At 70.5% G+C, this 13,682-nt stretch carries 14 protein-coding genes; all 14 read left to right on the top strand.

The features are described 5' to 3' along the window. A partial coding sequence (gene rlmN / locus VEC03_RS00320) for a 23S rRNA (adenine(2503)-C(2))-methyltransferase RlmN (protein WP_324912127.1) occupies window positions 1-681 on the top strand: 681 nt, incomplete at its 5' end. A 2-nt stretch (window positions 682-683) separates the two neighbouring features. After that, window positions 684-1,502, top strand: coding sequence for a type IV pilus biogenesis/stability protein PilW (gene pilW, locus VEC03_RS00315; RefSeq protein ID WP_324912126.1), 819 nt, complete (start codon window positions 684-686; stop codon window positions 1,500-1,502). Next, on the top strand, window positions 1,495-2,478 hold the full coding sequence (locus VEC03_RS00310) for a helix-turn-helix domain-containing protein (RefSeq protein ID WP_324912125.1): 984 nt from the start codon (window positions 1,495-1,497) through the stop codon (window positions 2,476-2,478). Before pilW ends, VEC03_RS00310 begins: the two co-directional genes overlap by 8 nt. Window positions 2,479-2,480: 2 nt before the next feature. After that, window positions 2,481-3,752 (top strand): flavodoxin-dependent (E)-4-hydroxy-3-methylbut-2-enyl-diphosphate synthase, encoded by a 1,272-nt coding sequence (gene ispG, locus VEC03_RS00305; RefSeq protein WP_324912124.1) that lies wholly within the window; start codon window positions 2,481-2,483, stop codon window positions 3,750-3,752. Between the two features lie 11 nt (window positions 3,753-3,763). Next, window positions 3,764-5,047 carry a histidine--tRNA ligase gene (gene hisS / locus VEC03_RS00300; RefSeq protein ID WP_324912123.1) on the top strand — a complete coding sequence of 428 codons (1,284 nt, stop codon included), beginning with the start codon at window positions 3,764-3,766 and terminating at the stop codon, window positions 5,045-5,047. Window positions 5,048-5,107: 60 nt separating this feature from the next. Next, on the top strand, window positions 5,108-5,788 hold the full coding sequence (locus VEC03_RS00295) for a tetratricopeptide repeat protein (RefSeq protein WP_324912122.1): 681 nt from the start codon (window positions 5,108-5,110) through the stop codon (window positions 5,786-5,788). Further along, window positions 5,785-6,948, top strand: coding sequence for an outer membrane protein assembly factor BamB (gene bamB, locus VEC03_RS00290; protein WP_324912121.1), 1,164 nt, complete (start codon window positions 5,785-5,787; stop codon window positions 6,946-6,948). Before VEC03_RS00295 ends, bamB begins: the two co-directional genes overlap by 4 nt. Window positions 6,949-6,975: 27 nt before the next feature. Further along, a complete protein-coding gene (gene der, locus VEC03_RS00285; protein ID WP_324912120.1) occupies window positions 6,976-8,313 on the top strand; it encodes a ribosome biogenesis GTPase Der in 1,338 nt (445 codons plus the stop codon). A 151-nt stretch (window positions 8,314-8,464) separates the two neighbouring features. Then, window positions 8,465-8,713: an RNA chaperone Hfq gene (hfq, locus tag VEC03_RS00280; RefSeq protein ID WP_324912119.1), complete on the top strand. Its 249-nt coding sequence runs from the start codon at window positions 8,465-8,467 to the stop codon at window positions 8,711-8,713. 60 nt (window positions 8,714-8,773) lie between these two features. Next, the gene (hflX, locus tag VEC03_RS00275; protein ID WP_414708435.1) at window positions 8,774-9,952 is read left to right on the top strand and encodes a GTPase HflX; all 1,179 of its coding nucleotides are present in this window, start codon (window positions 8,774-8,776) and stop codon (window positions 9,950-9,952) included. A 43-nt stretch (window positions 9,953-9,995) separates the two neighbouring features. After that, entirely contained in the window at window positions 9,996-11,315 is a 1,320-nt protein-coding gene (gene hflK, locus VEC03_RS00270) for an FtsH protease activity modulator HflK (protein WP_324912118.1), read from the top strand. Window positions 11,316-11,335: 20 nt separating this feature from the next. Further along, the gene (gene hflC, locus VEC03_RS00265; protein WP_324912117.1) at window positions 11,336-12,238 is read left to right on the top strand and encodes a protease modulator HflC; all 903 of its coding nucleotides are present in this window, start codon (window positions 11,336-11,338) and stop codon (window positions 12,236-12,238) included. A 3-nt stretch (window positions 12,239-12,241) separates the two neighbouring features. Next, complete coding sequence (locus VEC03_RS00260) at window positions 12,242-12,430, top strand: DUF2065 domain-containing protein (RefSeq protein WP_324912116.1); 189 nt, start codon at window positions 12,242-12,244, stop codon at window positions 12,428-12,430. Between the two features lie 92 nt (window positions 12,431-12,522). Continuing rightward, on the top strand, window positions 12,523-13,671 hold the full coding sequence (locus VEC03_RS00255) for an ATP phosphoribosyltransferase regulatory subunit (protein ID WP_324912115.1): 1,149 nt from the start codon (window positions 12,523-12,525) through the stop codon (window positions 13,669-13,671). Window positions 13,672-13,682: the final 11 nt, after the last annotated feature.

Below are 13,682 nucleotides of genomic sequence, written 5' to 3'. Positions count from 1 at the left end.
ATCTCCAACGTGGTGATGATGGGCATGGGCGAGCCGCTGCAGAACTACTCGGCGCTGGTGCCGGCGCTGCGCGTCATGTTGGACGACCACGGCTACGGCCTGTCGCGCCGGCGCGTGACGGTGTCCACCTCCGGGGTGGTGCCCATGATCGACCGGCTGGCGCAGGACTGCCCGGTCGCACTGGCGGTGTCGCTGCACGCGCCCAACGATGCCCTGCGCGACAACCTGGTGCCCCTGAACCGCAAGTACCCGCTGGCGGAGCTGCTGGACGCCTGCCAGCGCTACCTGGTCCATGCGCCGCGCGACTTCATCACCTTCGAGTACTGCATGCTCGACGGCGTGAACGACCAGCCCGAGCACGCGCGCGAACTGGTCGCGCTGGTGCGCGGGCATGGCGGCAGCGGCGTGAACTGCAAGCTCAACCTCATCCCGTTCAACCCGTTCCCGCAGTCCGGACTGACGCGCTCGCCCCACAACCGGGTCGCGGCCTTCGCGGCATTGCTGAGCGATGCTGGTATCGTCACCACCGTGCGCAAGACGAGAGGGGACGACATCGCGGCCGCCTGCGGGCAACTGGCCGGCGACGTGAAGGACCGCACCCGGGTGGGCGAGCGCATCGCCCGCCAGCGCACCGTGATCCTGAAACGGGCGCCGGCAAGCGCCGTGGCCAAGGAGTCTTGAGCATGAAGCGCGGGGTGGGCCTGTGGGGCCTGGTGGCGGCCATGGTGCCGTGGGCGGGGATGGTCTCGGCGGCGCTGGTGCTGGGCGGTTGCGCCCAGACGTCGCAGGAGGTGGCGGCCGACATTCCCACCGCGTCCGACGAATCGGAAGCCCGCCGCCGGGCGCGCATCCGCATGGAACTGGCCGTCGGCTACTTCGAGCAGGGCCGCACCGCCATCGCGCTCGACGAGCTCAAGCAGGTCATCGCCTCCGACCCGACCTTCTCCGACGCGTACAACCTGCGCGGCCTGATCTTCATGCGGCTGAACGACAGCGCCCAGGCCGAGGAGAGCTTCAAGCGCGCCGTCTCGCTCAATGCGCGCGACTCCAGCAGCATGCACAACCTGGGCTGGCTCTACTGCCAGCAGCGCCGCTTCCCGGAGGCCGAGCGCTCGTTCGACCAGGCGCTGGAGAATCCGCTATACGGCGACCGTCCCAAGACGCTGATGGCCAAGGGCCTGTGCCAGGTGCAGGCCGGCAAGCCGGGCGAGGCGGAGAAGACCCTTTCGCACGCCTACGAGCTCGACGCCGGCAACCCGATCGTCGGCTACAACCTCGCCTCGCTGCTGTTCAAGCGCGGCGAGCTGCAGCGCTCGCAGTTCCTCATCCGCCGCCTGAACAACAGCCAGCTCGCCAACGCCGAGACGCTGTGGCTGGGCGTGAAGGTGGAACGCTCGCTGGGCGACCGCCTGGCCATGGGGCAGCTGGCCGACCAGCTCAAGCGGCGCTTCCCGCAATCGCGCGAGGCCGCGGCGCTCGACCGCGGGGCCTTCGATGAGTGAGGTCGCCGCGGCGCCCGAGGTCTCTGCCGGCACCTTGCTGCGGCAGGCGCGGGAAGCGGCCGGCCTGCACGTGGCGGCGCTGGCCGTCTCGCTGAAGGTGCCCGTGCGCAAGCTCGAGGCGCTGGAGGCGGATCGCTACGACGACCTGCCCGATGCCGTGTTCGCGCGGGCGCTGGCGTCCAGCATCTGCCGCAACCTCAAGATCGATCCGCAGCCGGTGCTGGCGCGCCTGCCGCAGACCGCCTCGCCCCGGCTGGTGCAGGACCACGAGGGCATCAACGCGCCATTCCGGGCGCCCGGTGACGTCGCCGCGGGCGGCTGGCAGCAGCAGCTGATGCGGCCGGTGCCGCTGGCCGTCGGCGCGCTGCTGCTGGGCGCCGTGGCCATCCTGCTGTTGCCCTACCTGAGCCTGGATGCGGTCCGTGCGGTTGCACGCCCCGAAGCGCCCGCCGTGCCGATGGCGGCTTCCGTGGTGGTGCAGCCGGGTGCTGCCGCGCCGGCCGATGCACCGGCTGCCACTGGCGCCGCCGTGCCGGCCCCGGATCCGGCCCCAGCGCCCGCCGCCGACGCTTCCGCTGCATCGGGGGCCCCGGTGGCGGCGGCGACGGCCACCGCGCCGGCTGCGGCGACCGAACCCGCTGCCACCCTGATCCCCGCCGCAGGGCCGCCCGCCGCTGCCGCATCCTCCGCAACGCCGTCCAGCACGGCTGCGCCCACCGCCCCTGCGGCACCGCCATCCGGCGGCGTCGTGGTGTTCAAGACCAGCGGCCCTTCCTGGGTCCAGGTCCTCGACAGCCGGGGCGAAGTGGCCCTGCGCCGGCTGATGGCTGCGGGCGAGTCCGCATCCGCCTCCGGCACCACGCCCCTGTCCGTGACCGTCGGCAGCGTCAACAGCACGTCCGTCGAAGTGCGCGGCAAGCCGTTCGACATGGCGCCGGTCGAGAAGGACAACGTCGCCCGATTCGAAGTGAAGTAACCGTGACCGAACCCTGCCTGCCGGTGCTGCCGGCTTCCCCCGCTCCCCGCCGCACCCGCCAGGCCCGCGTGGCCTGGGGTGGGCGCGTGGTCACGGTGGGCGGCGATGCGCCGGTGCGGGTGCAGTCCATGACGAACACCGACACCGCGGACGCGATCGCCACCGCGATCCAGGTGAAGGAACTCGCGCAGGCCGGCTCGGAGCTGGTGCGCATCACGGTCAACACGCCCGAAGCCGCGCAGCAGGTGCCGTACATCCGCGAGCAGCTCGATCGCATGGGCGTCGACGTGCCGCTGGTGGGCGACTTCCACTACAACGGCCACCGCCTGCTGACCGAATTCCCCGACTGCGCGCAGGCGCTGTCCAAGTACCGAATCAACCCGGGCAACGTCGGCAAGGGCGACAAGCGCGACCGCCAGTTCGGCCAGATGATCGAGGCCGCCATGCGCTGGGACAAGCCGGTGCGCATCGGCGTCAACTGGGGCAGCCTCGACCAGGAGCTGCTGGCGTCGCTGATGGACGAGAACGGACGCCGGGCCGAACCCTGGGACGCCCGCAGCGTGATGTACGAGGCCCTGATCACCTCGGCCATCGAGTCGGCGCGCCGCGCGGAAGCGATGGGCATGCGCGGCGAGCAGGTGATCCTGTCCTGCAAGGTCAGCGGCGTGCAGGACCTGGTTTCGGTCTACCGCGAACTGGCGCGTCGCTGCGACTACCCGCTGCACCTGGGCCTGACCGAGGCCGGCATGGGCACCAAGGGCACCGTGGCCTCCAGCGTGGCGCTCGGCATCCTGCTGCAGGAAGGCATCGGCGACACGATCCGCGTGTCGCTCACGCCCCAGCCCGGCGAGTCGCGCACGCAGGAAGTGGTGATCGCCTCCGAGATCCTGCAGTCGCTCGGCCTGCGCTCGTTCGTGCCCAGCGTCACCGCGTGCCCGGGCTGCGGGCGCACCACCAGCACCACCTTCCAGGAACTGGCCAAGCAGATCGACGACCACCTGCGCGCCAACATGCCGCTGTGGCGCACCCGGTACCCGGGTGTCGAGAAGCTGCGCGTGGCCGTCATGGGCTGCATCGTCAACGGCCCGGGCGAGAGCAAGCACGCCGACATCGGCATCAGCCTGCCCGGCACGGGCGAGGCGCCGGCGGCGCCGGTGTTCATCGACGGGCAGAAGGCGATGACCCTGCGCGGCGACCACATTGCGGCCGAGTTCCACCAGATCGTCGAGAACTACATCGAGAAGCGGTTCGGTTCCGTTTCCAGAACGGACTGAGCCGGCACCCCATGGCTGAAAAACTCAGTGCCGTCAAAGGCATGAACGACATCCTGCCGCCGGAATCGGCGCGCTGGGAGTGGCTGGAAGACAAGGTGCGCGGCTTGATGGCCCGCTACGCCTACCGCAACATCCGCACGCCGATCCTGGAGCACACCCAGCTGTTCGTGCGCGGGCTGGGCGAGGTGACCGACATCGTCGAGAAGGAGATGTACTCCTTCGAGGACCGCCTGAACGGCGAGCACCTCACGCTGCGGCCGGAGAACACCGCCGGCGTGGTGCGCGCCGTGGCCGAGCACTCCCTGCTGTACGAAGGCGGCAAGCGCCTGTACTACATGGGCCCGATGTTCCGGCACGAGCGCCCGCAGCGCGGCCGCTACCGCCAGTTCCACCAGATCGGCGCCGAGGCCCTGGGTTTCGCAGGGCCGGACGTGGACGCCGAGCTGATCCTGCTGGCCGATGCGCTCTGGAAGGAACTGGGCCTATCCGACGTGCGGCTGGAGATCAACAGCCTGGGCCAGCCCGAGGAACGGCGGCAGCACCGCACCGAGCTGATCGCCTACCTGGAGCGGCACGCGGACCTGCTGGACGAGGACGCCAAACGGCGCCTGCACAGCAACCCGCTGCGCATCCTCGACACCAAGAACCCGGCCATGCAGGCCATGGTGGAAGGCGCCCCCCGGCTGATCGACTTCCTGGGCACGCAGTCGCTGGCGCACTTCGACGGCCTCAAGGCCATGCTCGAGGCCAACGGCATTGCCTACCGCATCAATCCGCGGCTGGTCCGCGGTCTCGACTACTACAACCTCTCGGTGTTCGAGTTCGTCACCGACCGGCTCGGCGCCCAGGGCACCATCTGCGCCGGTGGCCGCTACGACTACCTGATCGGGCAGATCGGCGGCAAGCCGGCGCCGGCCGTGGGCTGGGCCATCGGGGTCGAGCGGGTGCTGGAACTGGTGAAGGAGCAGGGTGCCGCGCTGGACGCGCCGGCCCCGGACGCCTATGCGGTGGTGCCGGATGCCGGTGCCTTCCCGCTGGCCCTGAAGACCCTGCAGGCCCTTCGCGCCGCCGGCGTGTCGGTCCAGATGCATGCCGCCTCGGCCGAGGGCCTGGGCAGCATGAAATCCCAGTTCAAGAAGGCCGATGCCAGCGGCGCCCGCTACGCGCTGGTGTTCGGCGGCGACGAGCTGGCCGCCGGCGAGGTCACGCTCAAGGCGCTGCGCGACGGCAGCGGGGCGCAGCAGCGCAAGCCGCTGGCCGCGGCTGCGGATTGGGCCGCCAGCCTGAAGAGCTGAGCGCCCGCCTCACTACAATTCGCCGCTGCCCGGGCGTTACCCGGCATCCACAAGGATTTCATGGCTTCACACCTCGACCTCGAAGAACAGGAGCAGCTTGACCAGCTCAAGCACTTCTGGAAGACCTACGGCAACCTGATCTCCTGGCTCCTGATCGCCGTGTTCGGCTCCATCGCCGCCATGAACGGCTGGCAGTGGTACCAGCGCACGCAGTCGGCCAAGGCGTCGGCGATCTACGACGAGATCGAGCGGGCCGTGCAGGCCGGCGACTTCGCGCGCGCCGAGCAGGGCTTTGCCGACGTCAAGGACAAGTTCGGCGGTACCGTGTTCGCGCAGCAGGCCGGCTTGCTGGTGGCGCAGGCGGCGGCCGACCAGGGCAAGACCGACGCGGCCAGGGAGGCGCTGGCCTGGGTCGCCGGCAGCGCGTCCGACGAGGGTCTGGAGGCAGTTGCGCGGCTGCGCCTGGTGGCCCTGCTGGTCGAGACCAAGGCCTATGACGAAGCCCTCAAGCAGCTCGAGGCCGAGATGCCGACGGAGTTCGAGCCCCTGGTGGCGGACCGCCGCGGCGACATCTACAACCTGCAGGGCAAGACCGCCGAGGCGCGGGCCGAATACGAGAAGGCCTGGAAGGGCCTGCAGGCCCAGGCCGACTACCGCCGGCTGGTCGAGGTGAAGCTGACGGCCCTGGGCGTGGATCCCAAGAGCCTGGTCGGCGACAAGGCCGGCGGGGCCAAGTCATGAGGGGGCGCATCCAGTTGGCCGCCCGGCGCGGCCTAGCGACGGCGGCCGCAGCCATCTTCCTGTCCGGCTGCTCCTCGCTGCCTTCGCTGCCGTTCTTCGGCGGCGGTGCGGAAAAGCCCAAACCGGCCGAACTGCAGCCCAACCCGGCCACGCTCGGCATCCGCTCGGGCTGGACCAGTCGCATCGGACCCGTCGCCTTCCCGCTCGAAGCCCATGTGAGCGGCCGGCAGCTGGCGCTGGCTTCCAGCGACGGTACGGTGGCCATGCTGGACGCCGCCACCGGACGCGATCTCTGGCGTGCCAGCGTGGGTGCGAACATCGCCGCCGGCGTCGGCAGCGACGGCAGCACCGCGGCGGTGGTCACCACGGCGAACGAGCTGGTGGCGCTGGAGGGCGGCCGGGTGCTGTGGCGGCAGAAGCTGCCGGCGCAGGCCTTTACCGCCCCGCTGGTCGCGGGCAAGCGCGTCTTCGTGCTGGCAGCCGACCGCTCGGTCAGCGCCTTCGACGGCGCCACCGGTCGCCCGCTGTGGACCCAGTCGCGTCCCGGCGAGCCGCTGGTGCTTCGCCAGGCCGGCGTGCTACTGGCGGTCGGCGACACGCTGGTGGCGGGGCAGGGCGGCCGCCTCGCCGGGCTGAATCCGCTCAACGGCAGCGTGCGCTGGGAAGCCCCCATCGCCACCCCGCGCGGCACCAACGACGTCGAGCGCCTGGTGGACCTGGTGGCGCCGGTCAGCCGGGTCGGCAACTCGGTGTGCACGCGTGCCTACCAGGCGGCCATCGGCTGCGTGGATGCCAGCCGCGGCACCCTGGCCTGGACGCGCCCGGCGCGCGGCACCGAAGGCGTGGGCGGCGACGAGCGGCTGGTCGTCGGCACCGAGAGCGACGACCGGATCGTGGCCTGGCGGCGCGACAACGGCGAGCGCGCCTGGGTGCACGACAAGCTGCTGCACCGCGGACTGACTGCGCCGCTGGTGGTGGGCAGTTCCGTGGTCGTCGGCGACGGCACCGGCCTGCTGCACGTGCTGTCGCGCGAGGATGGCTCGCTGCGCAACCGCGTCGCCACGGACGGCAGTGCCCTGGCTGCGGCGCCCGTGGTGGCCGGCAGCACGCTGGTGGCCGTGACGCGCAACGGCGGCATCTACGCCTTCGTGCCCCAGTAAGCGGGCACCTAGCAAGGAGGGCGGCCCTTGAAACCCGTGATGGCCCTGGTGGGCCGCCCCAACGTCGGCAAGTCGACCCTGTTCAACCGGCTGACGAAGACGCGCGACGCCATCGTGGCCGACTTCGCCGGGCTGACGCGCGACCGCCACTACGGCAACGCGAAGCACGGCCCGCACGAGTTCATCGTCATCGACACCGGCGGCTTCGAGCCGACCGCCGAGAGTGGCATCTACATGGAGATGGCGCGCCAGACCCGGCAGGCCGTCGCCGAAGCCGACGTCGTGGTGTTCGTCGTCGATGCGCGGGAGGGCCTTTCGGCCCAGGACCACGACATCGCGGCCTACCTGCGCAAGCTGGGCAAGCCCACCGTGCTGGCCGCGAACAAGGCCGAGGGCATGAGCGAGGGCGTGCAGCTGTCCGAGTTCTACGAACTGGGCCTGGGCGAGGTGCACCCGGTGTCGGCCGCACACGGACAGGGCATCCGCAGCCTGGTCGAGCTCGCGCTCGCGCCCCTTAACCTGCCCGAGCCCGACGAGGAAGCCGATGAAGCAGCCCCCGGCACGATCCGGCTGGCGGTCGCGGGCCGTCCCAACGTGGGCAAGTCCACCCTGATCAACACCTGGCTGGGCGAGGAGCGGCTGGTCGCCTTCGACCTGCCGGGCACCACGCGCGACGCCATCACGGTGCCGTTCGAGCGCGGCGGCCAGCGCTATGAACTGGTGGACACCGCCGGGCTGCGGCGCAAGGGCCGGGTGTTCGAGGCGATCGAGAAGTTCTCGGTGGTCAAGACGCTGCAGGCCATCGAGTCGGCCAACGTGGTGGTCCTGCTGCTGGATGCCACCCAGGGCGTGACCGACCAGGATGCCCACATCGCCGGCTACATCCTCGAGAGCGGCCGGGCGGTGGTGATCGCGGTCAACAAGTGGGACGCCGTGGACGCCTACCAGCGCGAGCAGGTGCAGCGGCAGATCGAGGCCCGGCTGGCCTTCCTGAAGTTCGCCGCGCTGCACTTCATCTCGGCCATGAAACGGCAGGGCCTGGGACCGCTGTGGGCGTCCATCGCCCAGGCCCACAAGGCGGCCATGACCAAGATGTCGACACCGGTGCTGACCCGGCTGCTGCAGGAAGCCGTGCAGTTCCAGTCACCCAAGCGCTCGGGCATGTTCCGCCCCAAGCTGCGCTACGCGCACCAGGGCGGCATGAACCCGCCGGTGATCGTGATCCACGGCAATTCGCTGGAGCACGTCACCGACGCCTACAAGCGTTTCCTGGAGGGGCGCTTCCGCAAGGCCTTCGATCTCATCGGCACGCCTCTGCGCATCGAGATGAAGACCTCGAAGAACCCGTACGCGGACAAGGAATAACCGCTGCGCCGGGCGGTGCGATCCGCCCTTGAACCCTTCGTTGGCACCCCCAAGTCAGGGGCTCCACGGCGGCGACGGAAGCCTACTTGCGCAGGGGTCTTGCTGTGGTAAGGTGCGTTTTCCTACAACACCCACGAACACGGAGAATATCGTGAGCAACAAAGGGCAGCTACTACAAGATCCCTTCCTCAACACGCTGCGCCGAGAGCACGTGCCGGTGTCGATCTACCTGGTCAACGGGATCAAGCTGCAGGGGCAGATCGAATCCTTCGACCAGTACGTCGTCCTGCTGAGGAATACCGTGACCCAGATGGTCTACAAGCACGCCATCTCCACCATCGTCCCTGGCCGCGCCGTCAATTTCTCCGCCGCGGAGAGCAACGAAGCCGCAGCAGGCTGATTGCCGCGCGGCACGCGCTCTCCCGTCGGGGCGCGGCTTCCGAAAGCCCCGATTCCCGTTTTGCCCCAGCCCTCCGAAAGCCCCGAAGCCCCCGCGATCCTGGTAGGGGTGGACCTCGGCCTGCCGCACTTCGATGCCGAGCTCGAGGAGCTCGGTGAACTGGCGCGCACCGCCGGCCTGGAACCGGTGGCGCGCCTGACCGCGCGCCGCAAGGCGCCCGACGCAGCCCTGTTCGTGGGCCGCGGCAAGGCCGACGAAATCAAGGCGCTGGCCGAGCAGACCGGCGCCACCGAAGTGCTGTTCGACCAGTCGCTCAGCCCCGGCCAGCAGCGCAACCTGGAGCGCCACCTGGGCCTGCCCGTCAACGACCGGACGCTGCTGATCCTGGAGATCTTCGCCCAGCGCGCCCGCAGCCACGAGGGCAAGCTGCAGGTCGAGCTGGCCCGCCTGCAGTACGTCAGCACCCGGCTGGTGCGGCGCTGGTCGCACCTGGAGCGCCAGACCGGCGGCGCGGGCGTGCGCGGCGGCCCGGGCGAGAAGCAGATCGAACTGGACCGCCGCATGATCGGCGACGCCATCCGGCGCACCCGCGAGCGGCTGGACAAGGTCAAGCGCCAGCGCCACACCCAGCGCCGCCAGCGCGAACGCCAGGGTGCCTTCACCATCTCGCTGGTCGGCTACACCAACGCCGGCAAGACCACCCTCTTCAATGCACTGGTCAAGGCGCGGGCCTATGCCGCCGACCAGCTGTTCGCGACGCTGGACACCACCACGCGGCGGCTCTACCTCGAGGACGAGGAGGGCGGCACCGGCGGGCGCTCGGTGTCGCTGTCGGACACGGTCGGGTTCATCCGCGACCTGCCGCACGGGCTGATCGACGCGTTCCAGGCCACCCTGCAGGAAGCCGCGGACGCCGACCTGCTGCTGCACGTGGTGGACGCGTCCAATCCGCACCATCCCGAGCAGATCGAGGAAGTGCAGCGCGTGCTGCACGAGATCGGCGCCGACAAGGTGCCGCAAGTGCTGGTCTTCAACAAGCTCGACGCGCTCGAGCCCTCGCAGCGGCCACGCCGGCTGGCCGATCGGGTCGAGATCGAGGGCACGCAGGTGCGCCGCCTGTTCGTCAGCAGCCGCACCGGCGAGGGGCTGGCCGAACTGCGCCAGGAGCTCGCGGCTCGCGCGGCGCGGGCCAGCCCATCCATGCATCCCGGCAGTGAATTGCACGATGCCGCCGCCTGATTGGGCACAATCGGCCCAGCCACGAAAAGAAACAGACCCTGGAATGAAGCTTCACGCCCCCCGCATGCTGGCCGCGCTGTCCTGGCGCCTCAGAGGCATGTTCAACCTCAACGACCCGCGCTGGGGGCGCGGCAACGGCAACGGCGACGACGGCAAGGACAACCGGCCGGACCCCCAGCGTCCCGACGGCCCGCGCGGTCCCAACCAGGGGCCGCCCGACCTCGACGAACTCTGGCGCGACTTCAACCGCCGGCTGGGCGGGCTGTTCGGCGGCGGCCGCGGCCGCCGCCCCGATCCGAACGGCAACTTCCAGCCCGACATGAAGAGCGCCGGCATCGGCATCGGCCTGATCGTCGCCGTGCTGCTGCTGATCTGGCTGGGTACCGGCTTCTTCATCGTGCAGGAAGGCCAGCAGGCCGTGATCACGCAATTCGGCCGCTACAAGGCCACCGTGGGCGCCGGCTTCAACTGGCGCCTGCCGTACCCGATCCAGCGCCACGAGGTCGTCTACGTCACGCAGATCCGCTCGGTCGACATCGGCCGCGACGCCGTGATCAAGGCCACCGGCCTGAAGGAATCGGCGATGCTGACCCAGGACGAGAACATCCTGGACGTCAAGTTCTCGGTGCAGTACCGGCTGAAGGACGCGCGCGCCTACCTGTTCGAGATCAAGAACCCGGCCGAGACGGTGGTGCAGGCCGCCGAGACCGCCGTGCGCGAGGTGGTCGGCAACATGCTCATGAACGCGGCCCTCGGCGAGGAGCGCGAGCAGATCGCCCCGCGCGTGCGCGGCGTGATGCAGTCCATCCTGGACCGCTACAACTCCGGCGTCGAGATCGTGGCCATCAACCTGCAGCAGGGCGGCGTGCGCGCGCCCGAGCAGGTGCAGGCCGCGTTCGACGACGTCAACAAGGCGAGCCAGGAGCGCGAGCGCCTGAAGAACGAGGGCGCCGCCTACGCCAACGACGTGATCCCGCGCGCGGCCGGGTCCGCGGCGCGCCTGCGCGAGGAAGCCGAGGCCTACAAGGCGCGCGTGGTGGCCACCGCACAGGGTGACGCGCAGCGGTTCCGCTCGGTGCTGGCGGAATACCAGAAGGCGCCGCAGGTGACCCGCGACCGCATGTACCTGGAGACCATGCAGCAGGTCTATGCCAACGTCACCAAGGTGATGGTGGACACGCGCCAGGGCTCCAACCTGCTGTACCTGCCGCTCGACCGGATCATGCAGCAGGTCGCCTCCGGCGGTTCGACCCTGGTGCCGCCGGAACCCGCGGCCGGCTCCGGCAACGCGCCGTCGAGCAACACCTCCACCGATCCACGCACCCGCGACAACGCCCGCAGCCGCGAGCGCGAGACGCGCTGACCCCGGGAGCGCGAGAGAACATGAACCGAATCGGATTCTTCGCCGCGGCCGCCCTGGTGGTGCTGGCCCTGCTCAGCTCCATGCTCTTCGTGGTCGACCAGCGCCAGTTCGGCGTGGTCTATGCCCTGGGGCAGATCAAGGAAGTCATCACCCAGCCGGGCCTGAACTTCAAGCTGCCGCCGCCGTTCCAAAACGTCAGCTACATCGACAAGCGCCTGCTCAACCTCGACGGCAACGACACCACCCCGGTGCTGACGGCCGAGCGGCAGCCGGTGGTGATCGACTGGTACGTGCGCTGGCGCATCACCGACCCGACCCAGTACATCCGCAACGTCGGCCTGGACGAGGCCACCGGTGCCAACCGCCTGAGCAATGCGGTGCGCAGCGCCTTCAACCAGGAAGTCAACAAGCGCACCGTGCGCGAGCTGCTGTCCTCCGAGCGCGACGAGGTGATGGAGGACGTGAAGGCGCAGGTGCTGGCGCAGGTCAAGGGCGCGCAGCCCTGGGGCATCGACGTCGTTGACGTGCGCGTGACGCGGGTCGACTACAGCGAGGCCATCACCGAATCGGTCTACCGCCGCATGGAGGCCGAGCGCAAGCGGGTGGCCAACGAACTGCGCTCGACCGGTGCGGCCGAGAGCGAGAAGATCCGCGCCGACGCCGACCGCCAGCGCGAGGTGATCATCGCCAACGCCTACCGCGACGCCCAGAAGATCAAGGGCGAGGGCGATGCGCAGGCCGCCGCGGTCTACGCCGACGCCTTCGGCCGCGACCCGCAGTTCGCCCACTTCTACCGCAGCCTGGAGGCGTACCGCGCCACCCTGAACAAGCGCAGCGACCTGCTGGTGGTGAACCCCGACGGATCGGAGTTCTTCCGCGCGTTCGGCGGCGGCACGGGCGGTGGCCAGGGCGCCAGGAAGTAGGGATTGGACGGCTCGACCTTGTGGGCCGCACTGGCCCTGGTGCTCGTCTTCGAAGGCCTGTTCCCGCTGCTGGCCCCCCGCGGCTGGCGCGACACCTTCCGCAAGCTGCTGGAATTGCGCGACGGCCAGTTGCGGTTCTTCGGCCTGTGCAGCGTCGGGCTGGGCCTGCTGCTGCTGTTGCTGGTGACCTGATCCCCGGGTCGCCCCCGAGTGCCTCGGCCGCCCTTGGCTGAGCCGGTCCAGGCACGGCCGGTAGAATCCCTCTTTTAACAGCACCCCCTGCCATGTCCGCCTGGGTCCTGCCGGATCACATCGCCGACGTCCTGCCCTCCGAGGCCCGGCACATCGAGGAATTGAGGCGCCAGCTGCTCGACACCGCCCGCGGCTACGGCTGCGAACTGGTGATGCCGCCGCTGCTGGAGCACCTGGAGTCGCTGCTCACCGGCACCGGCGAGGCGCTCGGCCTCCAGACCTTCAAGCTGGTGGACCAGCTCTCGGGCCGCACCCTGGGCCTGCGGGCCGATACCACGCCGCAGGTCGCGCGCATCGACGCCCACCTGCTCAATCGCACCGGCGTGGCCCGCCTGTGCTACTGCGGCCCCGTCCTGCACACCCGTCCCGACCGGCCGCACGCCACGCGCGAGCCGCTGCAGTTCGGCGCCGAGATCTACGGCCATGCCGGGCTGGAGGCCGACCGCGAGGTGCTGCTGCTGGCGCTGGACTGCCTGCGCGCGACCCAGGTCCCGCCGCTCACCGTGGACCTGGCGGATGCGCGCATCGTGCGCGCGCTGTTCGCCGGCGTGCTGGTCGACCCGCGCGTGCTGGGCGAGGTGCACGCCGCCCTGGCGGCCAAGGACGCCACCGCCCTGGCCCGGCTCACCCGCGACTTCCCGGCGCCGTCGCGCGAGGGGCTGGCGGCGCTGGTCGACCTGTACGGCGACGCCACGGTGCTGGCCGAGGCGCGCCGCGTGCTGCCTGCCACGTCCGCGATCGGCCAGGCGCTGGACCAGCTCGAATGGCTGGGCCGCGACCTGGGCGAGGCCACCGTGACCTACGACCTGGCCGACCTGCGCGGCTACGCCTACTACAGCGGCATGCGTTTCGGCATCTACACGCCGGGCGCCACCGACGCACTGGTGCGCGGCGGGCGCTACGACGAGGTGGGCGCGGTGTTCGGGCGCAACCGGCCGGCGGTCGGCTTCTCGCTGGACGTGCGCGAGCTGGTCGGGGTCGCCGCCGCGCGGCCGCTGAAGGCCGCCATCCGCGCGCCCTGGGGCGAGCAGCCCGAGCTGCGAGCCGCCATCGCGCGACTGCGTGCCGCCGGCGAGACGGTGGTGTGCATGCTGCCCGGGCACGAGAGCGTGGTGGACGAGTTCCACTGCGACCGCGAGCTGGCCGAACAGGCCGGCCGCTGGGTCGTGCGCGCCCTCTGATTCATTCTCCT

The sequence above is a fragment of the Ramlibacter sp. genome (assembly GCF_035627355.1).
Classification (GTDB): domain Bacteria; phylum Pseudomonadota; class Gammaproteobacteria; order Burkholderiales; family Burkholderiaceae_C; genus Ramlibacter.
This window is presented reverse-complemented; position numbering and strand designations above follow the sequence as displayed.